At 61.4% G+C, this 22,429-nt stretch carries 25 protein-coding genes; all 25 read right to left on the reverse strand.

The window, feature by feature from the left end:
* Nucleotides 1-33 precede the first annotated feature (33 nt).
* Complete coding sequence (locus ACILSO_RS20390; RefSeq protein WP_395739293.1) at nt 34-819, reverse strand: hypothetical protein; 786 nt, start codon at nt 817-819, stop codon at nt 34-36.
* A 272-nt stretch (nt 820-1,091) separates the two neighbouring features.
* Nucleotides 1,092-1,748: a hypothetical protein gene (locus tag ACILSO_RS20395; protein WP_395739294.1), complete on the reverse strand. Its 657-nt coding sequence runs from the start codon at nt 1,746-1,748 to the stop codon at nt 1,092-1,094.
* A gap of 131 nt (nt 1,749-1,879) precedes the next feature.
* Nucleotides 1,880-2,125: a hypothetical protein gene (locus ACILSO_RS20400; RefSeq protein ID WP_395739295.1), complete on the reverse strand. Its 246-nt coding sequence runs from the start codon at nt 2,123-2,125 to the stop codon at nt 1,880-1,882.
* A complete protein-coding gene (locus ACILSO_RS20405; protein WP_395739296.1) occupies nt 2,122-2,913 on the reverse strand; it encodes a hypothetical protein in 792 nt (263 codons plus the stop codon). The genes ACILSO_RS20400 and ACILSO_RS20405 overlap by 4 nt, the downstream gene beginning before the upstream one ends.
* 47 nt (nt 2,914-2,960) lie before the next feature.
* On the reverse strand, nt 2,961-3,194 hold the full coding sequence (locus ACILSO_RS20410; protein WP_395739297.1) for a hypothetical protein: 234 nt from the start codon (nt 3,192-3,194) through the stop codon (nt 2,961-2,963).
* Nucleotides 3,195-3,329: 135 nt separating this feature from the next.
* Complete coding sequence (locus tag ACILSO_RS20415; protein ID WP_395739298.1) at nt 3,330-3,779, reverse strand: hypothetical protein; 450 nt, start codon at nt 3,777-3,779, stop codon at nt 3,330-3,332.
* Nucleotides 3,780-3,827: 48 nt separating this feature from the next.
* Entirely contained in the window at nt 3,828-4,418 is a 591-nt protein-coding gene (locus ACILSO_RS20420; RefSeq protein ID WP_395739299.1) for a hypothetical protein, read from the reverse strand.
* A 55-nt stretch (nt 4,419-4,473) separates the two neighbouring features.
* On the reverse strand, nt 4,474-5,022 hold the full coding sequence (locus ACILSO_RS20425) for a hypothetical protein (RefSeq protein WP_395739300.1): 549 nt from the start codon (nt 5,020-5,022) through the stop codon (nt 4,474-4,476).
* 9 nt (nt 5,023-5,031) lie between these two features.
* Nucleotides 5,032-5,382 (reverse strand): hypothetical protein, encoded by a 351-nt coding sequence (locus ACILSO_RS20430; protein ID WP_395739301.1) that lies wholly within the window; start codon nt 5,380-5,382, stop codon nt 5,032-5,034.
* Between the two features lie 106 nt (nt 5,383-5,488).
* Nucleotides 5,489-5,857: a hypothetical protein gene (locus ACILSO_RS20435; protein ID WP_395739302.1), complete on the reverse strand. Its 369-nt coding sequence runs from the start codon at nt 5,855-5,857 to the stop codon at nt 5,489-5,491.
* 43 nt (nt 5,858-5,900) lie between these two features.
* On the reverse strand, nt 5,901-6,320 hold the full coding sequence (locus ACILSO_RS20440; RefSeq protein ID WP_395739303.1) for a hypothetical protein: 420 nt from the start codon (nt 6,318-6,320) through the stop codon (nt 5,901-5,903).
* Between the two features lie 115 nt (nt 6,321-6,435).
* The gene (locus ACILSO_RS20445) at nt 6,436-7,773 is read right to left on the reverse strand and encodes a hypothetical protein (protein ID WP_395739304.1); all 1,338 of its coding nucleotides are present in this window, start codon (nt 7,771-7,773) and stop codon (nt 6,436-6,438) included.
* Nucleotides 7,774-7,830: 57 nt separating this feature from the next.
* A complete protein-coding gene (locus ACILSO_RS20450; protein ID WP_395739305.1) occupies nt 7,831-8,463 on the reverse strand; it encodes a hypothetical protein in 633 nt (210 codons plus the stop codon).
* Nucleotides 8,464-8,700: 237 nt separating this feature from the next.
* Entirely contained in the window at nt 8,701-9,600 is a 900-nt protein-coding gene (locus tag ACILSO_RS20455; protein WP_395739306.1) for a S49 family peptidase, read from the reverse strand.
* Nucleotides 9,597-11,225 carry a phage portal protein gene (locus ACILSO_RS20460; RefSeq protein WP_395739307.1) on the reverse strand — a complete coding sequence of 543 codons (1,629 nt, stop codon included), beginning with the start codon at nt 11,223-11,225 and terminating at the stop codon, nt 9,597-9,599. Before ACILSO_RS20460 ends, ACILSO_RS20455 begins: the two co-directional genes overlap by 4 nt.
* Nucleotides 11,226-11,240: 15 nt before the next feature.
* Entirely contained in the window at nt 11,241-11,543 is a 303-nt protein-coding gene (locus ACILSO_RS20465) for a hypothetical protein (RefSeq protein WP_395739308.1), read from the reverse strand.
* Nucleotides 11,544-11,625: 82 nt separating this feature from the next.
* A complete protein-coding gene (locus ACILSO_RS20470; protein ID WP_395739309.1) occupies nt 11,626-12,120 on the reverse strand; it encodes a hypothetical protein in 495 nt (164 codons plus the stop codon).
* 16 nt (nt 12,121-12,136) lie between these two features.
* Complete coding sequence (locus tag ACILSO_RS20475; RefSeq protein WP_395739310.1) at nt 12,137-14,008, reverse strand: terminase gpA endonuclease subunit; 1,872 nt, start codon at nt 14,006-14,008, stop codon at nt 12,137-12,139.
* On the reverse strand, nt 14,005-14,241 hold the full coding sequence (locus tag ACILSO_RS20480; RefSeq protein WP_395739311.1) for a hypothetical protein: 237 nt from the start codon (nt 14,239-14,241) through the stop codon (nt 14,005-14,007). The genes ACILSO_RS20475 and ACILSO_RS20480 overlap by 4 nt, the downstream gene beginning before the upstream one ends.
* Nucleotides 14,238-14,933, reverse strand: coding sequence for a hypothetical protein (locus ACILSO_RS20485; protein ID WP_395739312.1), 696 nt, complete (start codon nt 14,931-14,933; stop codon nt 14,238-14,240). Before ACILSO_RS20485 ends, ACILSO_RS20480 begins: the two co-directional genes overlap by 4 nt.
* 597 nt (nt 14,934-15,530) lie before the next feature.
* Entirely contained in the window at nt 15,531-17,144 is a 1,614-nt protein-coding gene (locus tag ACILSO_RS20490) for a hypothetical protein (protein ID WP_395739313.1), read from the reverse strand.
* 42 nt (nt 17,145-17,186) lie between these two features.
* Nucleotides 17,187-19,379 carry a DNA methyltransferase gene (locus ACILSO_RS20495; RefSeq protein WP_395739314.1) on the reverse strand — a complete coding sequence of 731 codons (2,193 nt, stop codon included), beginning with the start codon at nt 19,377-19,379 and terminating at the stop codon, nt 17,187-17,189.
* Between the two features lie 34 nt (nt 19,380-19,413).
* On the reverse strand, nt 19,414-20,454 hold the full coding sequence (locus tag ACILSO_RS20500) for a phage Gp37/Gp68 family protein (RefSeq protein WP_395739315.1): 1,041 nt from the start codon (nt 20,452-20,454) through the stop codon (nt 19,414-19,416).
* A gap of 55 nt (nt 20,455-20,509) precedes the next feature.
* Nucleotides 20,510-21,742 carry a CHC2 zinc finger domain-containing protein gene (locus ACILSO_RS20505; protein WP_395739316.1) on the reverse strand — a complete coding sequence of 411 codons (1,233 nt, stop codon included), beginning with the start codon at nt 21,740-21,742 and terminating at the stop codon, nt 20,510-20,512.
* Nucleotides 21,743-21,778: 36 nt separating this feature from the next.
* Complete coding sequence (locus tag ACILSO_RS20510; RefSeq protein WP_395739317.1) at nt 21,779-22,411, reverse strand: J domain-containing protein; 633 nt, start codon at nt 22,409-22,411, stop codon at nt 21,779-21,781.
* Between the last annotated feature and the right edge of the window lie 18 nt (nt 22,412-22,429).

Consider the following 22,429-nt stretch of genomic DNA (forward strand, 5'->3'; position numbering starts at 1 on the left):
ATGAGGGATGAAGCCGGAGCGGAGCGGCCGGGGTTATTCTTTTTTGAGGCCGTGGCGTTTGGCGAGGACGTCGAGGTAATGCTCCCAGGCGCGATCGAGACGCTGGACGCGGTAGTCGTTCATGACGGTCTGGAGGCGGCGGTTCATGTCGCGGATGGAACTGCCGTAGCTGACTTCGTTGACGGCGGAGATGGAGATGTCGTCGGCGGTGATGTTGACTTCGAGATGGCCGGGGGACGGGTGGCGTTTGATGCCGGCGGGGAGACGGGCGTCGAGTGCTTCCAGAGGCTCGTGCCAGCCGGAGGCGAGCCACCAGATGAGGCCTTGTTCGAGCTTGATGTAGTCGCTGAGGGCTTTGGGATCGGTGACGTAGAAGCGGATGCGGCGGTTCTTTTTGCGGAAGTTTTGACGGTGGTATTTCCCATCATCAAATGGTGCGAGCCAGGAGCCGGTGTTTTGGCGGAGGATGTCGGATGCGCCGCGGGTGTCGTGGTGAAGACGGAGATACCAGAAGGCGTCTGCGTCTGCGGGGTTCTTTTCGTGGATGGCGTCGTAGGCCTGCGACGGGGTGCCGTAGAGGGCGTGGATGTCTGAGGCGACTTTGGCTTTGGCGTGCTTTTCGGCGGAGGAGGCGTTCTGGAGCTTTCCTTCGCCATAAGGAGGGGTGATGCCGGCGACGCCGGGCATGGAGGCGGTGCCGCCGAAACAGATGCGGGCCTCCTGCCTCCAGAGGGTGACGAGGTCTTTCTTGGAGGTGGAGGCCATCCGCGCGAAGGCGGTCTGGTGACGGTCGAAGCTGAGGGTGGGTCCGTCTGGCATCTGGAGTGGGGCTGATGCTGTGACGTGGGAGTCAAAGCGGGATCAGAGATCGCACTCGATGGTTTCGGGGTTTTGGATGATGTGCTGGGCGTGGAGCATGCGGCGGCCGATTTTGGAGAGCCGGGGGTCTGGCCAGATCTGAGGATGTCCTTGCATGATGTTCCAGGCGAGGATGGCGGCGTGGCCGCGGACGAGGGAGATGTCTTCGGGGTTGGCGTGGGGGAGTGCCTGAGAGAGCTGGACTTCATACCATGCCCAGGTCTCAGGCAGGGCTAGTTTCCCGGGTCGATGCCTTTGCCTTTGGGGTTGGATTTGTCGGGTCGTGGAAGGGTGAGGAACTGGCGGTGCTCGGTGCGGAGGAGATGGGCGAGGCGGACGGCTCCGGGTATTTCTTCGGGGCTGATGGTTTCGTCTGCCCAGTCTTCAATGGTGAGGAGCCAGGCGTCGGGATCTCCGCGAAGCGGGGCCCATTCGGCGGTGGTGTGGGAGGCGAGCCAGAGGACGCGGGAGGCAGAGGGGAGGAAGCGGTGCCAGTTGGTGAGTGCGTCGATGTCGGGGATCGCGATGGCGGTGTCGGAGTTGACGGTGGCTGAAGGCTCCTGCGGAGCGTTGACGGTGGTTGACGGTGGTTCAGAGGATGCGTGCTCCAGCTCGGCGATTTTTTCCTGCACCATGTCGCGTTTGTCGCGGATTTGTGCCTGGATGTATTCGAGCTGATCGATGGAGTTGGCGATTTGTTGGACGAAGTCTTTGCTGGCCCAGGCGTGGGCTTCGAGGGACTGGAAGAGGATGTCGCGGCGGGCGGTCCAGGGCTGGAGGACGCGTTTCTGGAAGACGTGGCCGGTGACGTCCCGGGCGAGGGCGGCGGCGCGGGCGGCTTCGGCGCTGGCTTCGTAAGCCGTGAAGGTTTCAGCGAGGGGATCGGACATGGGGGAATGGGGAAAGAGTTTAAAGTTTGAAGTTTAAAGTTTCAGGTTTGATGCTGGAGTGGCGTGGGATGGATTATTGGCTCCAGCAGCTGCAGTGGATGTTTCGGCAGCAGTGGGTGGGTGGGGAGTGGTCAGATTTGGTAGTCGATGGCGCGGTCGGGATGGGAGGTGATGATTTCGTGGGCGAAGGCGATGAGGCGGCGGCCCCACTGATAACAGCGTCCGGCACAGAGGGAGATGGTGCGGTGGGCGTGGGCGTTGTTGTGGATGGTGATGTCAATGTGGTCGTTGTGGGCATACTTGGCGCAGTAGAAGCCGTTGTCGTGGAGGTCGCGGTCTTGGATGAGGGTGAAGAAGTTGTCTTTGCGCTCGATCATGGGAGGGGCGGGGCTTTGAAGTGGGCGGTGACGTGGTCCATGACGTGGCCTTTGGGATTGAGGGCGATGAGGGCCTGGCGGGGGCCGTCTTCGATGAGGAGATTGGCCTGGGCGGCTTCGATCTGCTTTTTCAGAAGGGCGCGGCAGCGGAGGAGATTGTAGGAGATGACGAGGGGGTGCATGGGCTGCTCGACTTCGAGAGCGAGACGGCGTGGGTCTTCTTTGGTGGGGGAAAGGCGGGTAACTTCGAGGAGGCGATAGCAGAAGGTTTCGCCGTGGGAGTCGATGATGGGGAGACCGATGAACGGGAGGGCGTATTCGCGGGCGCGGTCTGGGCCGCGGATGTCGTGGATCTGGAAGCCGATCTCTCCGAGGGCGGCGGCGAGCTGGAGGTGATCGATGTATTCCAAAGCACCGGATGTGGGCGGTGGTATGCCTGCTTTGTAGGTGTAGGCTTTGGCGCTTTCGTGGAGATGGAGACGCTGCTGAGTGTGGTCTTTCTGCCAGCGGAGGATGGCGTCGTAGCGCTGATGGGAGCGATCGCAGACGTTGATGAGATGGTGGACGTCGGTGATCTGGTCGCTGCGGTATTGGGTGAGGAGTTCGTGGAGGGTGGGGAGGGTGGTGAAGCGGATGCTGGTCTGATCGAAGAAGAACTGGACGTGCTTCTGCCGGGTGGCTTCGTGGACGGTGGGCTTGAACTCCACGGGATAGCCGAGATAGGCGAGTGTGGAGGCGAGTCGGGTGTCGCTGGTGTTGAAGGTGGAGGGGGTGGTGATGGTAGACATGGGGCGGGGAAAGGATGAAAGATGAAGGATGAAACTGGATGCTGAATTCAGCGATTAAGTGCGTCGTAGAGCTTCATGCGGTGCTCTACTTCCTGATCAATCCAGGAGGGCGCTAGAGCGGCTTTGGCCCATTTGTCTTGAATCCACCACGCGAGCGCGATGAGATAATGAAATGGGAAAAGAACGAAGAGAGCGCGGTTTGTGCGGGCCGTGTAAAAAGCAAATGCCATGTGGCGCGGCGGCATGAGGTGATAGTCCACCCAGCAGTAAAAAAAATTCATGACGGCAGTGGTTGATGGAGGAAAAAACAAAGCCGCGTGTCAGACTGGAGAGAGGAGTCGTGACACGCGGCGGGGGCGGGGAGAGAATGGGGTGGGGCTCTGGCGGGAGCGATGTGATGGCGGATGCGCTTTGTCTTAGATGGTGACGTAGGGCAGGTATTCGGCTTTGAAGGAGACGTCGGCGGGGTCGGTGTTGCCGAGGTCGGTGGAGATGTCCTGAATCTGCAGGGCTTTGGTGTCGTCGCGGGTGTAGCCGTGGCGGATGATGGCGCCGGAGGAGGCGGAGGCGAAGTGGGCGCAGGTGATGCACTCGCCGACGAAGCCGGCGGCGCGTCCGGTGACGAGGCCGTTGGCGTCTGGGATGATGGAGCCTTTGATGTCGATCTGCAGTCCTTGATTGAGGGTGCGGGTCTGGACGGTCTGGGCGATGGCGGTGGCGGAGACGTGGGCCATCTTTTTCCGGACGTCGACGATGGGGGTGAACTTCACGCTTTCGGTGAGGAGTCCGGATTCGATGGTTTCATCGAGATCGTAGGCGGGGAGGGGGCCGGTGCGGATGACCGGGGCGAAGGAGGGGGCGGACATGGGCGGAAAGGGTGAAGGGTGTGATGGAGTCCGGGATGGGCGGGGAGATCAGGCGGCGAGGGCGAGAGCGGGCTCGGTGTCTTCACGCCGGTAGCGGGACTGGTGGATGATACCAGTGGGTGCCATGGCGATGCGGGAAGCGGGGAGATCGAGATGGAGCATGGCGCAGGCGGCGGAACCGCGAACGATCTTGAAGGAGGCCTTGGTGGTGCTTTTGGCGATGAGGACGACCATGGGATACCAGCCGGTGGTGAGGTCTGCGGATGGGGCGATGCCTCCGGCGGTGGCGCTGAGGACGTAAACGGGGGCGGACATGGAGAGGGTGGCGCCGACGGTCATGTCGTCGTCTTCGGTGACGATGGAGAGGGGCTGGCCTGCGGAGGCGGCGTTGGCGGCGTAACCGACGACGTTGGCGGTGGTGGCGGAGGCGTTGGCGTCTGCGAGCTTGTAGGTGCCGGCGGAGGAGTCGTAGTAGAGGAGCTGGCCTTGAGTGATGGAGGCTCCTGCGGTGCCGTGATCGATCTTGGCGCGTGCTCCGGGAACGACGCTGGCGGCGGTGATGGTGAGGTCTGTGGCGCGGGCTGCGGGGATGCAGGCGAAGGCGAGGGTGAGGGCGAGGAGTGTGCGGAGGAACTTCATGGAGTGGAGGTGGATGAAGAGTGTGGGGGCGTGACGATGGAGCGCGGGTGTCAAATCAGGCGGGGACGAGTCTGGCGACGGCGAGGGTGACGGTGATGGTGGTGGCGTAGTCGATGGTGCGGTCTTTTTGGTTTCGCTGCGGGGTGGCGGTGGCGATTTGAAAGCGGCTCATTATCTGCCAGCCTTCGAGGCGCTCGGCGTCGAGGGTGGCGAGGTAGGCGTAGAAGGAGGCGCGATCGCGGAGGCGGGTTTCGATGGCGATCTGGATGGCGGAGGCTTCGGCGCGGGTGAGCTGCTCGGGGACTTCGGCGGCTCCTGCGTCTTCGGGTTTGAGCCAGGTGGGGAGATAGCAGGAGACGTGAAGGAGCCGGCGCATGCCGGTGTTGTTGTCCCCTTCCCTGGCGGCGATGACGATGGAGGGATAGATGATGTCTTTGCCGGCGTCCATGCCGTAGCGTGGAAGGGTGTCTGGGATGTCGCGCGCGGCGGTGGCTTCGTCTGGAGTGCGGCCGAGGAGTGCCATCCAGGCGGAATGCGTGAGGGCGAGGTAGCCGCGGATGATGTCGGCGAAGTAGTAGTCGATGGTAGATTCTGCGAGGGTCATCGACGTGTTTTATTTGAGGGGGCTGAAGGCGCGGATGATCCAGTCGGGGAGATGGGTTTCTTCTCCGGTGACGGGATCGAAGGTGTAGCTGCGGGAGTCGTATTCGAAGGCGTCGAGCTGGTGGTCGGGCTTGGTGGGGAGGAGGGTCTTGGGGACGCGGAGTTCGAGGGTGTGTCCGGGTTTGAGTCCGGTTTCTTCCAAGGGTGCGCCGGAACTGCGATGGCGGACGAGACAGCCGGTGAGGGTTTTGCGGGTGCTGCCTTTGAGGTAGATGAGGGGCTTGGCGCTGGTGTTGGCAAACGGGGAGGCGGCGCGGGCGCGGGCGACGTGGGCGGCGAATTGCTCCTGGATGCTGGGCATGCTGTGGAGGTGCTGTCAAAGCAGACGCGCCGGAGCCCCAACCAAAAGCTCCGGCGCGTGGTGTGTGCTATGAAACCGCTGGGATGTTACCCTGCGGTGATCTTTTCTACTGGCCTGCGACGAGTCCTTTTTCGACGAGGGCGGCGCGGAGTTCGTTGATGAGGACGGTCTGGGCGGCGTTGTCGACGATGAGGGCATTGACGCGGGCGATGAGTCCGTCTGCCTGTGCCTGGCTGAAGCCGTAGGGCGTGCTGGTGGTGGCGGCGGTGGTGGCGAGTGCGGCGCCGACGGTGTTGGTGACGGCGGCCTGTGCGGAGCCGGAACGCTGGGCGACGGGTGTGGCGCCGTGGAAGGCGCATTTCTGCGTGGCGGACGCGCCGAACTTGGTGCCGTTTGGCTTGTCGATGATGTCGAAGTGATCGACAGCGAAAGCGGTGGTGGCGATGAGGGCGAGGAGGAGGGTGAGCTTTTTCATGGGAATGAGGGAAAACTAGGGGCGGGAGTCAAAGGCGGAGGAATCAGACGGCGACTTCGCTGGACTTGGGATCGCTGTTTTCGTCCTGCGGTGGTTCGTTCTGCTGCTGCTCCTGCTGTTGCTGATTGCCGCGAAGTTCGGCGATGGTGGCTTCGAGTTCGCCGATGCGATTGATGGCGGCGAGGGCGGCGGCGGCGAGCTCTTCTTTCTTGAGGCCTTTGAGATCGGCGGGGAGTTCGATCTTGGGGGCGGCGGGTGCGGAAGATGGTGGCTGGGCCTTGGGATCGAAGAGGGGATTGTTTTTGCGGATGGCGTCGGGGGAATGGATGATGGAGAAGCTGGGCGCCCAGGTGGCGGCGGACTGGGCGGCGGCGAGATCGCTGCCGGATTCTCCGCAATAGATGGCGGTGGCGTCTCCCCGCTGGCCGGGGCGTGAATGGGCGATGAGGATGCGGAGGGACATGGGAATGATGTGAATGAATGGATGGGTGCGGAACGATGATGGGGTGGTGTCAAAGAAAAAGCCCGCGCCTGGGATGAGGCGCGGGCTTCGTGAGGGGGAGCGGCTGCGGAGGGGATTACGCGGTGCGGATGATGTGTCCGGCGTAGTCGAGTCCGGAACCGGCGGCGGTGCCGACGTTGCGGCCGACTTTGGCGCCGTAGATCATGGTGGGGCAGATGTAGAGGTCTGCGGTGCCGGGCTCCTGCCAGCGTGCCTGCCCCATGGCGATCTGGGTTTCGGAGTCATACATGGCGTCCACGAGGGTGGAGACGGGGATGCCGAACTGGGCGGCGAGCTCGGTGGTGACGGGGGCGGGAGCGCCGCCGTGAACGGCGAAGGCGCGCTGCTCGAAGGCGAAGGCGCACATGTTTTCGGCGCCGGTGACGACGCCGCCGGTGCCGTCTGCGGAGACGGTGAGGGCGGTGCCTGCGACGGCGTTGGCGAGGGAGCTGGCGAGCTGGAAGGTGTCTGCGCTGACTTTGATGACGTAGAGCTTGCCGCTGTTGCTGAAGCCGGCGGAGAAGCTGGCGGCGGTGACGCGCTGGCCGGTGACGAGGCCGTGGGCGGTCTTGGTGAAGATGTCGCCGGTGTCTGTGCAGGTGACGCCGGTGAGGGCGGGTGTGGTGCCGGCGGGGAGGTCGACGTATTCGCGGATCTCGCGGAAGCCGTAGGCATTCCGCCAGACGCGGATGGGCTCGCCACCCTGCTTCTCGCCGAACCACTGGCTGTTGATGAGGCGCTGGTCTGCGGCGAGGGTGGAGGCGACGTCGGAGTTGACGATCATGAAACGGTCGTTGGCTTCGGTGACGGCGTTCATGGACTTGTTGACGGCGATGAGTCCGTCAACGTCGAAGTCTGCGGTGGCGATGGTCTGGCCCTGGCTGAAGCGGGCGGAGCTGACGAGGCCGAGGATGTAGTCGACCATGCCTTTGCCGATGATGTAACCGCCGTCTCCGACGACGCCGGTGTAGTCATTGATGGCGTCCTGGATGTGATTGATGTGCTCGAGGAGGATGGGGTAGGTGACCCACTGGTCGAGGACGAGGGGGACGTCTGTGAGGAGTCCGCGACCGGACTGTGCGCCGTTTTTATAACCGCCGGAATTGGCGCTGTAGGTGCTGGCGGTGCCGAGGGTGCGGATGCGGGCGATGGCGTTCTGATTGTAACGGAGGCTCATGCCGGTGAAGTCGGTGCCCATCATCTGCAGGACGGGGACGCGCTTCTTGAAGGATTTGATCTGGAGGGCGAGGATCTCGGTGGGTGTGAGGGTGACGCAGAGCTGGCCTTTCATGGCAGACCATGGTGTGATCAAATACCCGCCGAACATGAAGAGGACGGAGGCGGCGATGATGCCGTGGGTGCGGAAGACGAGCGCGGTGGCTGCGATGAGGAGGAAGAAGAGGAGTGTTTTCATTTGCGGGTAATGGAAATGGGATGTCAAAAGGGAGGCTGAGCGGGATGGGGCGAGGGATCAGTTGAGGCCGTGGGCGGTGGTGTTTTTGCGGGCGTTTTCTTTGGAGCGGAGGGCGAGGGCGCGGTTCATGAGATCGCCTTTTTTGCGTGGGTCGGTCTCGGCTTCGGCGGCGGCGACGAGGTCTCCGTAGGTTTCGGCGGAGGTGGTGCCGGCGTCGGGTTTGGGGAGGGATGCTTCGGGGAGTCCGGAGGCGGCGAGCTGGGCGATGACTTCGGTCTGGACGTCGCGGCGCTGGGCTTCGAGGGTGGTGATGGCGGACTGGAGTTGTGTCTCCTGTGCCTGGTAGGTGGCGATCTGGGAGCGGAGATCGGCGATGGTGAGATCGCGTGCGGCGAGATCGGCGGTGAGGGTGGCGACGGTGGTGTCGCGGGCGGCGAGATCGGCGCGGAGGGTGGCGATGGTGGTGGCGTTGCCATTGGCTCCGTTGAGGAGTGCGGCGGCGCGGGCCATGATGCCGGGCTTGGGGGCTTCCGCTTTTACTGGAGCGGGATCAGTAGTGATGACCAAAGGCGTTCCTGTAGGCGGGGCTTCGGGGGTCTCCGGTGTTGTGGTGGTGCCGGAGGTGTGGGACTCTGGCGCTTCGCCAGCAGGTGCGCAGAGCGCGAGGAGTGGGAGGTAGCGGAGGAACATGGTGCGTGTGGGGAACGCACGATGTGGGGTGTCAAAAGGCTAAGGGCGGGAGTTTCAAGTTTGAAGTTTCAGGTTTCAAGTTTGAAAAGGATGATGCAGCGGCCTTTGTGCACTGCCGCTGCATCATCATCGTGGTGAAGACTCCGGAGGTGGAGACTCCGCTATGGAGATTGGGGGAGGAAGAGGAGGATGGGGAACGGGGGTGTTTCCAGAGGGGGCAGGAATGCCCCCGTTACTTCACATCATGGCGGCGGCGATGCAGTGTTCCAGGGTGGGGAGGATGGTGTCGGCGAGGCCGTATTCTTGGGCTTGGAGGCCGTAGAACCATTGGCCTTGCATGGTTTCGGGTTTTACGGAAGGGCGGCGGGTGGTGATGTAGGTTTTGAACTGGCCGCCGATGTAGTTGACGCGGTTCTGGATGTCGTCGCGCTGGGCGGCGGTGAGGGTGGTGCCTTCGATGCCGGCGCCTTTGAAGGCTCCGTCGGTGAAGACTTGCATCTGGAGGCCTTCCATTTCGAAGGCTTTGGATTCGTCGAGGATGGCGCAAAGGGCGGAGATGGAGCCGAGGACGGCGGTCTGGCCGCAGACGATTTCGTCGCAGGCGGCGGCGAGCCACATTCCACCAGAGCATGCTTCGTCACAGTAGGCGATGGTATGCTTGCCGTGGGCGGTGAGGGATTGGATGCATTCGGCGCTTTCGGCGACTCCGGCGGCGGCTCCGCCGGGGGTGTTGAAGTGAAAAATGATGGTGCGGACGTCGGCGCGGTTGGTGAGGGCGTTGCACTGGGCATTGAGGACGTCGAGATCGAAACCGCCGCACATGGTTTCGAGGAGGGAGAGGTGCTTTCCCAAAATGCCGGTGATGGGGACGATGGCGATGCCCTGGGAGATGATGATGTCTGCGAGGCAGTCCATGTCTGCCTGCTGCTGGAGTTTGGTGGGGGTGCAGTCGTCGTCTTCGTCGTCGTCTTCTTCGCTGAGGTAGCCGAGCTTCGGCTGATTGCGGTTCTGGAGGGCGGCGCGGAACTGGGACTGGAGGGAGGCGTAGGAGAGATCGCGGAGGAGCCAGGGCTCGGCGTAGAGTCGGGCGGCGATGCGGGGGAGTGCGTGGGCGTGGGCGTGAAGGGCGGGCTTCATTCGGTGGGGGCTTCCGGTGGGTTGTCGGCGTCGGGTTCGTCTCCGTCGAGGGTTTGCGGGTCTGCGGTGGCGGAGGTGGCGTGCGGGGGTGCGGTGGCGGAGGTGATGCTGAAGCGGCCGGGGAAGACGCGTTCGGGTGTGATGGTGCCGGGTGGGAGTTTGGCTTTGGTTTCTCCGAGGCGGCATTCGACTTCGGCGAAGATGACTTCGGCGATGCTTTGGCGGATGGCTTTTTTCCAGTAGACGCCTTTCTGGCCCCAGGTTTCGAGCCAGGTGGTTTGTCCGCTCTGGAGGTCTGAGAGGGTGGCCTGGGCGGTGCGTCCGCCGTCGATGTCTGGGGTGGCGAGGCCGATGTATTGGAAGCGGGTGGTCCAGAGTTCTCCGGGGCGGAGCTTTGGCTGGCGGAGGCGTCCGGCGTTCATCTCGATGGCGAGGGTGTAAATCACCTGCTGATGGATGCGCTTGGCCTGGGCCTGATGATGGAGGAGGATCCAGCGTTTGTCGTCGGCATTGAGGACGCGGATGCCGGGGCCGGTGATGCCGGCGATGTTGCAGAGGCGTTCGTAGCTGATGTCTGCGGCGTCGCAGCAGTCTTTGAGGAGGGCTTCTTCGAAGGCGCGGTTGTTGGGGGAGGGGTTGTCGTCTGTGATGACTTTGACTTTCTGGCCGGGGGCGAGGTTGGGGGTCATGCCGCCGTTCATGACGAGCTCCATGTTGAGGGGCTGGGTGGTGCCGTCGGGGAGCTGGGCGTCTACTTTGACCTGGGCGCCGCCGAAGCCGCCGGTGCGGGGCGGGGGCGGGGCGTTGTAGTCGGTCTCGATGGCGAGACCCATGCGGCTGGAGTTTTTGATCTTCTGCTTGTTGAAGCCGCGGACTTCGAGGACGTCGATCATGTTGAGGACGGCGGCGGTGAGGATGGAGAGTGGGCGGACCTGTCCGCGATTTTCGAAGCGTGCCATGTAGATGCATTTCCAGGCTTCGATTTCCTGTATGTCTCCGGGGTTGTCGCTGTCTTTGATGCCGTAGGCGATGTGGCGGCCGCGGCTGACTTTGACGCCGTCTGTCCAGCCGTCTGCGGAGCCGGTGGGGTTGGCGATCTGGTGGGCTTCGTAGTAGGCCATGCGGGCGCGTCCGGCGGGGCCCATGGTTTTGACGCAGAGGGTGTCTGCGTCGCGGAAGATGGCCTGGTTGTCGATGATCTGGCCGAGGAAGAAGTCGAACTTTCCGGCGGTGTCCCAGAGCTGGGCGGCTCCGGCGATGGACATGAAGGATTCGAAGGCGAGCTCGTTCCATTCTTCGTCTGAGGTGTCTGGCTGGGGGGTGAGGTAGCCGAGCATGCGGGCCATGCCGTTGACGAGGCGGCGGATGAAGCCGAAGTGGTTGTAGAGGAACTGGATCTTGCGGGCGACTTCCCAACGGGTCCAGGTGGTGATCTGGCGGCGGGTGTCGGTGGTGGGCCAGTAGATGTATCCGCGGGAGGCGGAGGTGCCGGCGGCCTGGAAGCCGTTGTTGGCGAGGTAGAACATGGAGCCGGCGCTGGTGTCTACGAGGGCGTGGTCGCGGTTGCCGCGTGGGCTTTGCAGTCCGGGGTTTTGCTGGCGGGGCTGGCGGTATTTTTTTCCCATGACGGCGGGCGTTGTTTAAACGGTGAGGACGCGGTTGGCGAAGCTGACGGGGGTGCCGAGCTCGGAGGGATGGACGGTGGTGTCGCCTTCGTTTTCTTTGAGGGCGGTGCTGCAGGCGGCGATGAAGTTGGCGATTTCGGCGGGGCTGGCGAGTGCGATGGAACTGGAGGTCTGGCCATCGAAGCCGGTGCTGGTGATGATGGTGACGCTGGTGGCGCGGGCGATGAGGGCCTCCATGGCTTGCTTCCACATGGCGCGGATCTGGTTCGCCGGGTAGAATTCGACGAGGGAGAGGATGGTTGCGCTTTGGATGTCCACGGGGGAGGGCGGGTGTCAAAGAAAAGGCCCGGGGTCTGGGGACGCCGGGCCGAGGAGGGGGGAAGGATGAAGGATTTATGATTTATGAATTTTTGGAGGTGTCTTCGGTGATCATTTCTTTCATCCGGGTCAAAGCGCCGATGACTTCGTCGATGTCTTCGCTGAGGGATTGGTGTGGATCGTTCTCGGCGCGGAGGAGCTTTTTGATGGCGTGCTGGTGGGCGGGATGGGTGATGCCGTAGCAAACGAGGATGCGGTAGGGGTCGATTTTGACGCCTTGGAAGGTTTTGTTGTAGCGGGGTGGGGTGATGGAGGGCAGGTCAGTGGGTGGAATTTGTGTTTCGGTTTTCTCTTGGCGCCAAGGAATCAACCCGTTCATTCTGTCTTTGGGTATAGCGTAGAAATATGGCTCATTCCCTGCGGTATCAAACGACTCGTTTTCGGTGGCCCCGGTTGAAAAGTGCCATTCATCGTCCCGTTGAGTTTGGTATAAAGATCCGGGTGGGATTTTGGTGTTTGGGATTTGCTGAAGGTCGATAACAAGCGTGTAACCTTCTGGTGGTGTGGGGATGTTCATAGCATTGTCTGGTGGTTTATGGTTGTTTTAGGATGTAGTCGCGGCCGGTGGGGGTGGGGTCTGATGGGTCGGGTTCGGGGGGGATGTCGGGGGCGCCGTGGCCGTGCTCGGCGCGGTAGATGATGCGGGCGAGGAGGATGCGGAGGAGGCAGTCGCCGTAGTGGTCGTTGGGGATCTTTTTGAATTCTTCTTTGCCTTTGACGGTGATGAGCTGCTGGCCGGAGAGTCCGGCGATGAGGTCTTCGTCGGCGTCCTGGGGGAGGTAGATACGGGGGGATTTCTGTTTTTGGATGAGGTTGATGTAGAGTTCTTTTTTGAACTGGAAGGTGTTGAAGGTGTAGCGATCGAGCTGGTGGGTTTTGAGGGGGGTGAAGCCCCAGCTGCCGGAGCGGGAGTCGGAACCGGCGGCGGGCCACCAGAAGCCGCGGGAGGCTTGGCACATGTTGTAAACGCGGACGCTTTGGTCGGCGGAGTCAATGAGTCCGCGGGATACCTGCAGGGTGGTGCTGGTATTGGCTACTTGGTATTTCCATGTGGTGGAGGCTGGTATGAGGTCTTCGGGGGTGAGGACGGTGCCCCAGTCGATGATGGCGATTTCGTCGTTTTCGAAGATGGCGGCGTTGATCCAGTGGGTTTTGTAGTCTCCGACATCGGAACCGGAGAAGAGGGCGACGGGGGTGCAGGGGATGATGCCGCGGCGGTAGTGGGAGATGTCGCGGAGTTTGCGGACGTCTTCGGTTTTGACGTTGGCGACTTGCTCGGACCAGGGGCGGGCGAGGCGGGAGTTGTGATAGTCCTGGAGGCCGAAGAAGTCTTTGAGGGAGTCGAGGAAGGCCCAGGACATGCCGCCGAAGGACATGGTGGGGGAGTAGAAGGAGGGGATGATGAAGGAGCGGCGATTGGCGGCGGCGTTGTGGTTGTGACGCTTTTCGGCGCATTCATCGATCATGGGCTGCTTGTGGACTTCGCGGATTTCGCAGCCGTTGTGGGGGCAGATGTAGGTGGTGGTCTCGCGGACTTTGTCTTCATTCCACTGGCCGGATTTGTCGCGGGCATCGGGTGACCAGATGAGGGACTGGTAGTGGCTGGGGAGGGTGATGCCGAGATTGGTGGCGTATTCTTCGCGGTCTTCGACGCGGCCGATGAAGTCGAGGTAGAACCATTCATGGCAGTGTGGGCATGGGACGTGGAAGCGGGTCTGGTCTCCGGCGAGGATGTAGTGCCAGAAGGGGTGAGTGGGGGAGTTGGGGGTGGAGGATCGGTAGTGAAAGGCGAGGGCGCCGAAGCCGTCGGTGCGCTTTTCGGCGAGGAGGAAGGGGTGGGCTTCGGGGGCCTGATCGCTGCCCTGGTGGATGAGCTTTGAAGCTTCATCGATGGCGACGATGCCATACGATCCGCCGGAGAGTGCGCCGGGGGAGTTGCCGCCGACGAGATTGATGTGGCCGCCGGACATGGCCATGGACATGGCGCGGTATTGATCTGAGGAGTGGGGCTTTTCGGCGGCGAGGATGGGGTTTTCGTCGATAAGGGGCTGGAGTCGCTTTTCGCTGATTTCGGTTTTGGTCCAGCTATTGGAACTGCCGACGATGAGGGCGGGGAGTGGGGAGTTGCAAACGCGGTAGGAGGCTCCGAGGCAGAGGACGGTGGTCTTGAGGAGCTGGGTGCCGCCGGAGACGCCGCAGTGGTTGACGCCGGATTCGGGATTCCAGCATTCAAGGATGGGCCGCATGAAGGGCCGGAGGGCGGTGCGGAAGGGTCCGGCGGAGTTGGGGGACATCCGCGCGGGAATGACGATGTGCTGCTCAAGCCAGGGGACGACGGCGGCGTGCGGGGTGAGCTGGAAGAGGCGGAGGATTTCGGCCTGGACTTCGGCGTCGTGGGGGGTCATGACTTTTTGCCGTGCAGCCGATGGATTTCGGCGATGACGAGTTCATCGCATTTTTCTCCGCCGAGTCCGAGCTTGTATTCGCTCACGACTCCCTGGAGTGCGCTGCAGATTTGTTTGTAGCGACGCACCAAGTCCTGAGTGGCCTGCAGGACTGTGTTTTCACTCCATTCACTTTGTGGGAGCTCCAGTTGTCGCGCGATTTTTTGGAGGAAGAAGGCGGATGGGGAGTTCATGCGGCGAGGCCGTGGCCTTGGGTGAGTTCACTGAGGAGGGACTCGATGGCGGGGTTCCATTTGCGCTCTTTCCATTGGGCGATGGCGCGGCGGGCGTGGAGGGGGTTGTCGGGGTTGGCGGTCTGGGCGAGCTCGCCTTCGAGTCCGGCGAGGAGGGCGACGACTTTGCTGATGCTGCCTTTGGTGGACTGCCAGGCGGACATGGGCTTGAGGCGTCCGGCTTCGATGTCGGAGGCGACGCGTTTGGCGCGGGCGAGGTGGTAGCTTTTGAGCATGGTGGCGGCGAGGTTGACGAAGCCGAGGGCGGCCATGGGCTCCCCGCGGGCGAGGGCGGCGTTGCGCTGGGCGTTTGCTTCGACGAGGCCGATCCATGCTTCGCACTCGGCGTATTGCTCGGGGGTCCAGCGCTCGCGGGGGATGGACATGGCGGGCGGGGCGATGTGGGATTCGGCGGCGGCTCTGTTGGCGACGGAGCCGGGATCGGCGGCGCCGGATTGGACGACGGCGAGGAGGGCTTGTTTTTGCGGCTGCGTGGGGGTGTCGGCCTTGAGGGCTTGTGATCCCATGCGGGCGACGAAGGCGAGGTAGTCGGGGTATTGCTTTTGCGCGTGATATTGCGCCGTGCGGAGGGGAATGCCCTTCTCCGCAGCGTAAAGCTTGATCAATCCAGACTGAGCATGCGAGCGCTTCACATTGCGGAAAGCGTGTCAAAACGCAAAGCGCAACCGCCGGAACGCAAACATTGCGCAGGTCCATTGCGTAAAGGTTTTTGCGCTTCCGCTCACGCAAAAGGGCTAAGACAAACAACTCAACTGGGTCACAGGTTGGGAAAAAGATTCCTTACCCCACCTCCGATTTTTTCACGTTTGAGACCCATAATTGAGCCTCTCGCCTGCGAATACCGCCCCGCGCCACCCTCTATCCCACATTCGCGCTCACGCCCGCGCCATGCCACCCAACTCCCCACCATGACGGCATCCCCGTCATCGTGGAACACGCCCAACTCAACCGTAGAACACCCTCCTGACGGACTGACTACCCTTTCAGCTAACTTCCCATCCTCATCTCCATATCACCCCACATTCCACCCCACGCTCCACCACATCACGAAACGCCGCTTGTTGTGCATGCCAAGCCCCTCCAGAAAGCCGACAGTCCGTCACGCCCACGTTCCACGCTTGAAGATTAGGCGTTCCACAATGACGGAGTGACGCTTCCAAGTGCGTCAGCACCCGTCACAAGCCGCATTTCCCATCCGCGCCGAATCGTGCAGCGCGCACCCCATCACCTCACACCCCTGGAGGCGCGATCAGCCATCCCTTCCAGTGCGTCGTATTCTTCCTGTCAATCCGCGTGCTCCTCACCACCTCATCATCATACAGCCTCCCCAGCAGCACACCACACTTGCTCGAATGCTGAAAAAGCTTCTTCGCCATCGTCGCCACCGAGCACATCCAGTCCTTGTCCTCATTACACAGCAGCATCTGCAGCGTCTCCGCCCTCCCCCACCACATCCGCAGCCTCTCACCCGTCCGCACATCCAGCGGCTCCTTATCCCCAGGCAGATCCCACAGCGGCAGCCCCATCGGCTCCTCACCCCCAAACTCGCCCCAGCCCTTCCGCGTAAACACCGCCATATCGATCAGCCGCAGCATCTCCGCATGCGGCGTATCATCAAACAGCCCCTCCTTGATCACCGGCGCATGATACTCCCGGAAGCCAAAGCGCGTCGCACTCCGCCCATCCCCATACACCAGCATCTCCTCCGGAATCGTGAACTCATTCAGCAGCCACCACAGATACCCCGGCAGCTCCTCCGCCATCACCTCACGAAACCGCTTCTGACTCTCGATCGAATCCCGCTCGATGATCGGCAGCACCGTCTTCTTGCAGTGAAAAATCAGCACCTTATCACCAAAATCACCCGTGATCAGCGGCAGCGAGCGCAGCTTATCCTTATCATCATTCACAGAAATCGTCAGTCGCCAAAACGGACTCACCGAGCACGGCTCCGTCCTCATCAAACGCATCCGCTGCGCCGGATTCGCCACCACCTGCTTGATCTTCTCCGCCAGGCTCGTCCGGTCCATCGTCCGCTGACTCGGCAGCGGGATCTCACTCAGCATCAGATGCTCCGCCGCAAACACATCCCCATTGAACTCATCACTCTCAAACAAAAACTTCGCCGGGTCCGCAAACCTCCCATAGCCACCCAGCAGCGGCGTGATGATCTGCTCCTGCAGCCGATTCTTCCCGCAACCCGCCGGCCCCGTCAAAATCAGCGCATGCCCCGCCCTCCAGTGCCCCGGCTCACCCTCACGAATCGCCCGCGCCGCCACCTGGCACCACGCATGGAAATAAATCGCCTGATCCACCCCACCCTCCTCACGTCTGTCCAGCAGACCATCGATCAGCCGCTTCACATTCTCCCACGGCCGCTCCACCGGCGCCACCAGCACCGGCTCATGCTTCACCACCACCTTCTCCCCCGAGTCCAGCGTATGAATCCGGCTCTTGTAGCCCGGCAGCGACGGCAGCACCGCATCCAGCGCACGATGCTCCCGCGCATGCATTAAGACCATCTTGCTCTCCGAAAGCATCTCACTCTCCCGCGCCTTGATCGCGATCATCCGCCCCGGCAGCGCCCGCATCGCATCCACCACCGCATCCTTCGTCCACTGCGCCCATCGCCCATCCGGCCCCTGACGCACAAACGCATCCCCATGCTCCGGATACCACCACAGCCTCAGCTCCTCACACACCGCCGCAGCATCAAAAAACTTCGGCGCCGCCGCCGAAGCCCCACTCTCAAACACCGCCTTCCCCTCCCCATCCGCCACCATCTTCCCACGGCGCGGATTCTTTGGTGCTTTCTTCTCCCCTTTGGTTTTCTTCTCAGCCACAAAATAAAACGGTTGGTTGTTTCTCTCCCCTCACGATTCATATCAAAACAGCACCGGCTGCTGCGTCGCATTCTCCAAGTTGCAGCACGCCGCCTTGAAGTAGCTCTCCTTCAGCTCCACACCGATAAAGCGTCTGCCCATTTGCAGCGCGCAATACCCCTCGCTGCCAATGCCGGCAAACGGCGAGAAAACCACATCATCAGGCGCACTCCAAAGCGTCAGCGCCCGCTCGATCACATCCAGCTGCAGCGGGCAGATGTGCCTCTCATCCTTATCCTCCGTCGCGATCTTCCCGTTCAAGACTTTCCCCTGATCCACCGTCATCCAGACCGGCGATGCCAGTTCCTGCCAGCGATCCAGCGGCAATGTCTCCACCGTGTGAGTGATCGGCTTCGGATTCTCCCCCGGCTTCCGAAACACCAGCAGATAATCCGCACTCCCAACCCGGCTCTTGCTGCTGTCCGTCCGCAGCGTCTTGTAAAGCAGACCATGCGCCTTCGTTCTCTGCATCTCCGTCACCGGATCCTTCCAGATGCAAACCCGCGAATGCAACAGCCATCCGCGCTCACGAAAGCATCGCGCAATCGTTCCCGAGAAATCTTTAAACTCGATGTCCCCGTCCTTCCACTTCGTTGCCAGCAGATCACAGCAATGCACCGCGCACTCCCGCCCCGGCATCATGATCCTCATCAGCTCATCCACCAGGAATTCAAACTGCTTCATGAATGACTCCATGCTCGCGCAGTTGCCCATGTCCTGAATGTCCGAGCTGTAAGTAAACAGATCCGCAAACGGCGGCGAGAAAACAGAAAATCCCACACTCTCGCTCTGCATCGTTCGCGCCACACGCACACAGTCGCCATGGTGCATCGTCCAGTTCTTTTCCGCCTTTGTTTGAATGCCTGAGTTCATAATCGAAATGGTTGATTTTCCTGCCAAAGTTTCCCGCGTGAACCGCATCAGCTCACGCATCGTATCGTGCTGCTCCTGCTTGCGCATGATCGCCGTCATCACGCCATTCTCCGTGTCCGCCTGCACAATATAACGGTTCACCGGCCGCGTTTGCCCAAAGCGATGAATGCGCTTCCCCGCCTGGTAAAAGCGCTCAAACGAATGAGTCATGCCCACATAAATATCATTCCGGCAGTGCTGCCAGTTCAGCCCAAAACCCGCGATGCTCGGCTTCGTCACAATCACCCGCGCCTCACCGCTCGCAAAAAGCCGCATCTTCTTTTCCTTGTGCTCCGGCTTGTCAGATCCCGTCACCTCCACCGCATCCGGAATCGCCAGCGCCAGCTCATTGCTTTCCTCATTGCTCTCCGTCCACACGATGAACTGCTCCGCCGTCCCATTCACAATCTTCGCCGCCGCCTCCACCCGCTCCTTCATCGTCCGCCGCATCTCACTGTGAAGATTCGTCGCCGAAGTATTCGGCAGGTGGAAAAGCTCCTCTCCACCCTTCGCCCGATGATCCACCGCCACCGTCACCACCTCCGTGTGCAAAGGCGGCAGCACATACCCCGCATCATCAAATCCAATGTCCGAAGGCTTCGAAACACACGCCGCCCATGAAGACACCCACCGCCAAAACGTCTCCTGCGAGTGCCCCTTCAGTCTCCACGTCCCCGTATCAAAAGTATCATTGATAAAGTAAGTCGCCAGCATCTCCGCCGGAGAGCAGATGCCCAGGAAATCCGCATGCTGCCCCAGCTCCGTAAAATCATTCGGCGAAGGCGTCGCCGTGCAGCACAGCCGGAAAGCCACCTCCGTAAACCGCTGCGTCAACTGCTGCCGCGTCTTCCCATTGAAAGACTTCAGAATGCTCGACTCATCCAGCACCACCCCAGCGAACGCCACCTCATCAAACAAATGCAGCCGCTCATAGTTCGTGATGTTCACCCCCTTCACAATCTCCTCCGGTTGCCGAACATGCTTGATCTCGATGCCAAACTTCTCTCCCTCGTTCACCGTCTGCTCCGCCACCGCCAGCGGGCACAGAATCAGCACCGCCCCCGAAGTATGCAGGCTCACCTGCCGCGCCCATTCGATCTGCTGCAGAGTCTTGCCCAGACCGCACTCCTCAAACAATGCCGCCCTGCCTTGCTTGATCGCCCAGCGCACAATCATCTTCTGCCACTCAAACAGCGGCGCATCGATCTCATACGGCTCAAATCCACACTCCCTTTGCACGCGAAACTTCGCCGCAATGAATGCCTCATAGTCGTTGTTCTTCATAAAATGATCAGTCTCCAAAGTTTGAAAAATATCCTCAGCCCCTCACCTTCGGGAACTCACTCCACTCCCGACCATCCAAAAGCCGGCCAGCCGCTTTCTTCCCCAGGCGCAGAAGGTCATAGCCCTTTCGTGAATCGGGGCCCGTGCTCGTCCACACCTGACCACGCGCCGCCTTCGGAAAATCATCAAACGAAGCACTGGGGTCCGCATACTGCGGATACACCCACTCCCCCCACTGCTTAAACAAAAACGGCACCCCCGCCGCCGCGCACTGATCCCGCAGCCCCCGCGCCCAGTCCGGATGCATCGGCCTCGCCTTCGGCCCCGACTCCCCGCCGCAGATCACCCAGTTAATGTGCGTTCGAGTCTGCTGATATTCCGGCTTCACCACGCCATTCAAATCCGACCAAAACGCACCCGCCTTCACAAAATCCACCGGCCCCAGCAACGGCTCACAACTCAAAAACCTCACCCTCGCAGGAATCTTCAGCAACTCAGGCACCCGCTCATCCGCCCGCACCTGATCCTCCACCGTCGTCCCCATCCACACATTCTCCGGAGCATATCCATTCATCCAATCGACAGCCCACGAATCAGCGGCAGATGAAGTCTGCATCAAATAACTCGTGGCGAGTTCATGCCTCTCCTCCCAATTCTGCGGCCTCTTCGTCAGCAGCAGCCAGTCCAGATTCGGCGTCTCATAGATCAGCCCCAACAACCTCGCCAACCACTTCACCGGCACCTCCTCATCCAGCCAGTCCGCCAGCGAAGCACAAAACACGCGCGGCCTCCTCTCAGGTTCATCGAGTCGATTCGACGAAATGCCATTTCCGCGAATCACAGCGGCATTGTTCATACGCACTCCAGCCTCTCGGTTCCACTTCAGCGGCGTCCTCCACATCTCCTCAGACGCCAGCACCCGCGGCCTCCCCGGCCCCCATTCACCCAACACCTTCGGATTCCGTTTACTCAGCGTCTCCGCGTAGCAATGCGCACACCCAGGCGACACCTTCGTGCAGCCCCTCCACGGATTAAACGTGTGATCCGTCCATTCAATCTTCGAGTTCTCAGCCATAAAATTTTTCTATTGGTTCAAAGTTTTCAGTTCTCAGTTCTCAGTCATTCCCATCTCAAAAATCCCACGCCCTCACCGCCGCCCTCACCTCCTCCAGCTCCAGCAGCCCCGGACATCGGATCAGATCATTCACATCCTTGATCCCCTTCCCCTCCCGATCCTTCAACCCCTCCTCCACGATCCCCACCTCATCGGCAGACAACTCCCCTCGATACCACGCCTTCAGATCCTCCTTATCATAGATCGGCCCCACGCAAAAAGGCTCCACCGCCGCCCCCGCCTCCTGCAGCTGACCCTGCCACCGCAGCGCCGCCTCCATCCCCGGCACCTTCCGCCTCCCCGCATTCGCATCATCCTTCAGCGCATCCGCATCCACCATGATCCGCACCCGGCACCCCGCAAAAAACGAAAGCGCCTCCTCCCGGATCCGATTCCCCGCCCCCAGCATGCACACCACCCCCACACTCTCCAGCATCCCAAACCGCATGATGAGATCATAAGCCGCCAGCATATCCGGCCCACCCTCCACCAGCAGCACCCGCTTTCTTCCATTCAGACTCGCCGCCCCCAGCGGCCAGTTCTTCCCCCTCATCCCCCAGGCCTTGATCTCCCCGCCATCCATCTTCGGATACATCCCATTGTCCAGCCTCCGAAACTCCGCCCCGCTCCGCGTCTCATCCACCGCACACCACGAAGGCCAGCACGCCACCGACTCCGGCTTCCGCGCCGTCCGCTCACGCCACACCCCATCGCGATCCCCCTCCCACATCGGCCACATCGAAAACGCCACCCGCTTAAACACCCTTGCAGCCACCCACACCGCCTCCGGATCGATCCCCCGCGCCTTCCCCAGCACCGCACACTCCTCCCGCCGCATATGCCGCAATGGCGGCAATGACGGTTTCACCACATACTCTGGACACACAAGCCCCCTTTCCGGAGCACGCACCCTCCGCACCTCCGGCCTCGTCCACTCCACCGCCTCCGGGAAATGCACCCCCGCCAGCGAAGCCAAATCCCTCAACGCCACCTTAAAATCCACCCCACGATGCTCCTGCCAAAACTGAAACACATCCCCGCTCCACCCACACCCAAAGCAATGCCCCCGATGCTCCATCCCCTTCCTCCCCCCAATCGTAAACGAAGGCGTCCCCTCCGCATGAAACGGACACACACACACCCACGACGAAGCCCCCGACTTCCTCATCGCGATCCCACACCACTCCACCACCCGCCTCATCGGCACCCTCTCAATCACCTCCCGTTTAATGTCCTCCCAGTCAGTCATGCTCTAAAGTTTTTAGTTCTCGGTTTTCTTCGCTGTTCATGCTTCCGTTGCCGTCAGCAAAGCCTGATCACGCGCCGTATTGAGCTCCGTCATCGCATCATGACTCCCTCCAGGAACATCCGGATGACACACTTTCGCGCGCGCCCTCCAAGCATTATCTACAGCACCTTTGCTCTTCACTGCCGAGATGCCCAAAACTTCCCAGCATGTCCTCGCCATCACTTGGCCGGGAGCCGGTAACGCTGCAAAACCCGTGAAAGCACGCTCACTTTCAGACACTCCCCAGCGCTCCAGACCACGCATCGCTTCCAGAGTCGCAGCAATCGCCGCCAGATTCTCACCCACCCGCAGCCATTTATCGCAACACAGCACCGTCTTCTTCTTGTCCAGCGTGAAGTAAACTGCCACCCCACTGTCTAGCGGCTCATTGCGATCACTTCGCGGCCAGCCATCCAGACGCAAAGGCATGTTGGTGGAAATCACCAGATCCTTCACCCGAGTTGTCCACCTGGAGTTAAAGGCCTCCAGCTGCTCACGCACTCGCGCAATACCATCAGCCACAGAAGGCCGACGGTGCACGCCTTTCCCAAACTTGGAATCCTGCGGACTCGCACACCTCTTGTATTCACGCGGCCATACCAGCGGATAAGATGTAATGGTTTCACTCATAAAAAAAAATCTCTGCGG

The organism is Prosthecobacter sp. (genome assembly GCF_044226605.1).
Classification (GTDB): domain Bacteria; phylum Verrucomicrobiota; class Verrucomicrobiia; order Verrucomicrobiales; family Verrucomicrobiaceae; genus Prosthecobacter.

Coding starts and splice junctions, on each gene's coding strand:
- ACILSO_RS20390 (WP_395739293.1), bottom strand. CDS start 819: ATGCCAGACGGACCCACCCTCAGCTTCGACCGTCACCAGACCGCCTTC.
- ACILSO_RS20395 (WP_395739294.1), bottom strand. CDS start 1,748: ATGTCCGATCCCCTCGCTGAAACCTTCACGGCTTACGAAGCCAGCGCC.
- ACILSO_RS20400 (WP_395739295.1), bottom strand. CDS start 2,125: ATGATCGAGCGCAAAGACAACTTCTTCACCCTCATCCAAGACCGCGAC.
- ACILSO_RS20405 (WP_395739296.1), bottom strand. CDS start 2,913: ATGTCTACCATCACCACCCCCTCCACCTTCAACACCAGCGACACCCGA.
- ACILSO_RS20410 (WP_395739297.1), bottom strand. CDS start 3,194: ATGAATTTTTTTTACTGCTGGGTGGACTATCACCTCATGCCGCCGCGC.
- ACILSO_RS20415 (WP_395739298.1), bottom strand. CDS start 3,779: ATGTCCGCCCCCTCCTTCGCCCCGGTCATCCGCACCGGCCCCCTCCCC.
- ACILSO_RS20420 (WP_395739299.1), bottom strand. CDS start 4,418: ATGAAGTTCCTCCGCACACTCCTCGCCCTCACCCTCGCCTTCGCCTGC.
- ACILSO_RS20425 (WP_395739300.1), bottom strand. CDS start 5,022: ATGACCCTCGCAGAATCTACCATCGACTACTACTTCGCCGACATCATC.
- ACILSO_RS20430 (WP_395739301.1), bottom strand. CDS start 5,382: ATGCCCAGCATCCAGGAGCAATTCGCCGCCCACGTCGCCCGCGCCCGC.
- ACILSO_RS20435 (WP_395739302.1), bottom strand. CDS start 5,857: ATGAAAAAGCTCACCCTCCTCCTCGCCCTCATCGCCACCACCGCTTTC.
- ACILSO_RS20440 (WP_395739303.1), bottom strand. CDS start 6,320: ATGTCCCTCCGCATCCTCATCGCCCATTCACGCCCCGGCCAGCGGGGA.
- ACILSO_RS20445 (WP_395739304.1), bottom strand. CDS start 7,773: ATGAAAACACTCCTCTTCTTCCTCCTCATCGCAGCCACCGCGCTCGTC.
- ACILSO_RS20450 (WP_395739305.1), bottom strand. CDS start 8,463: ATGTTCCTCCGCTACCTCCCACTCCTCGCGCTCTGCGCACCTGCTGGC.
- ACILSO_RS20455 (WP_395739306.1), bottom strand. CDS start 9,600: ATGAAGCCCGCCCTTCACGCCCACGCCCACGCACTCCCCCGCATCGCC.
- ACILSO_RS20460 (WP_395739307.1), bottom strand. CDS start 11,225: ATGGGAAAAAAATACCGCCAGCCCCGCCAGCAAAACCCCGGACTGCAA.
- ACILSO_RS20470 (WP_395739309.1), bottom strand. CDS start 12,120: ATGAACATCCCCACACCACCAGAAGGTTACACGCTTGTTATCGACCTT.
- ACILSO_RS20475 (WP_395739310.1), bottom strand. CDS start 14,008: ATGACCCCCCACGACGCCGAAGTCCAGGCCGAAATCCTCCGCCTCTTC.
- ACILSO_RS20480 (WP_395739311.1), bottom strand. CDS start 14,241: ATGAACTCCCCATCCGCCTTCTTCCTCCAAAAAATCGCGCGACAACTG.
- ACILSO_RS20495 (WP_395739314.1), bottom strand. CDS start 19,379: ATGAAGAACAACGACTATGAGGCATTCATTGCGGCGAAGTTTCGCGTG.
- ACILSO_RS20500 (WP_395739315.1), bottom strand. CDS start 20,454: ATGGCTGAGAACTCGAAGATTGAATGGACGGATCACACGTTTAATCCG.
- ACILSO_RS20505 (WP_395739316.1), bottom strand. CDS start 21,742: ATGACTGACTGGGAGGACATTAAACGGGAGGTGATTGAGAGGGTGCCG.
- ACILSO_RS20510 (WP_395739317.1), bottom strand. CDS start 22,411: ATGAGTGAAACCATTACATCTTATCCGCTGGTATGGCCGCGTGAATAC.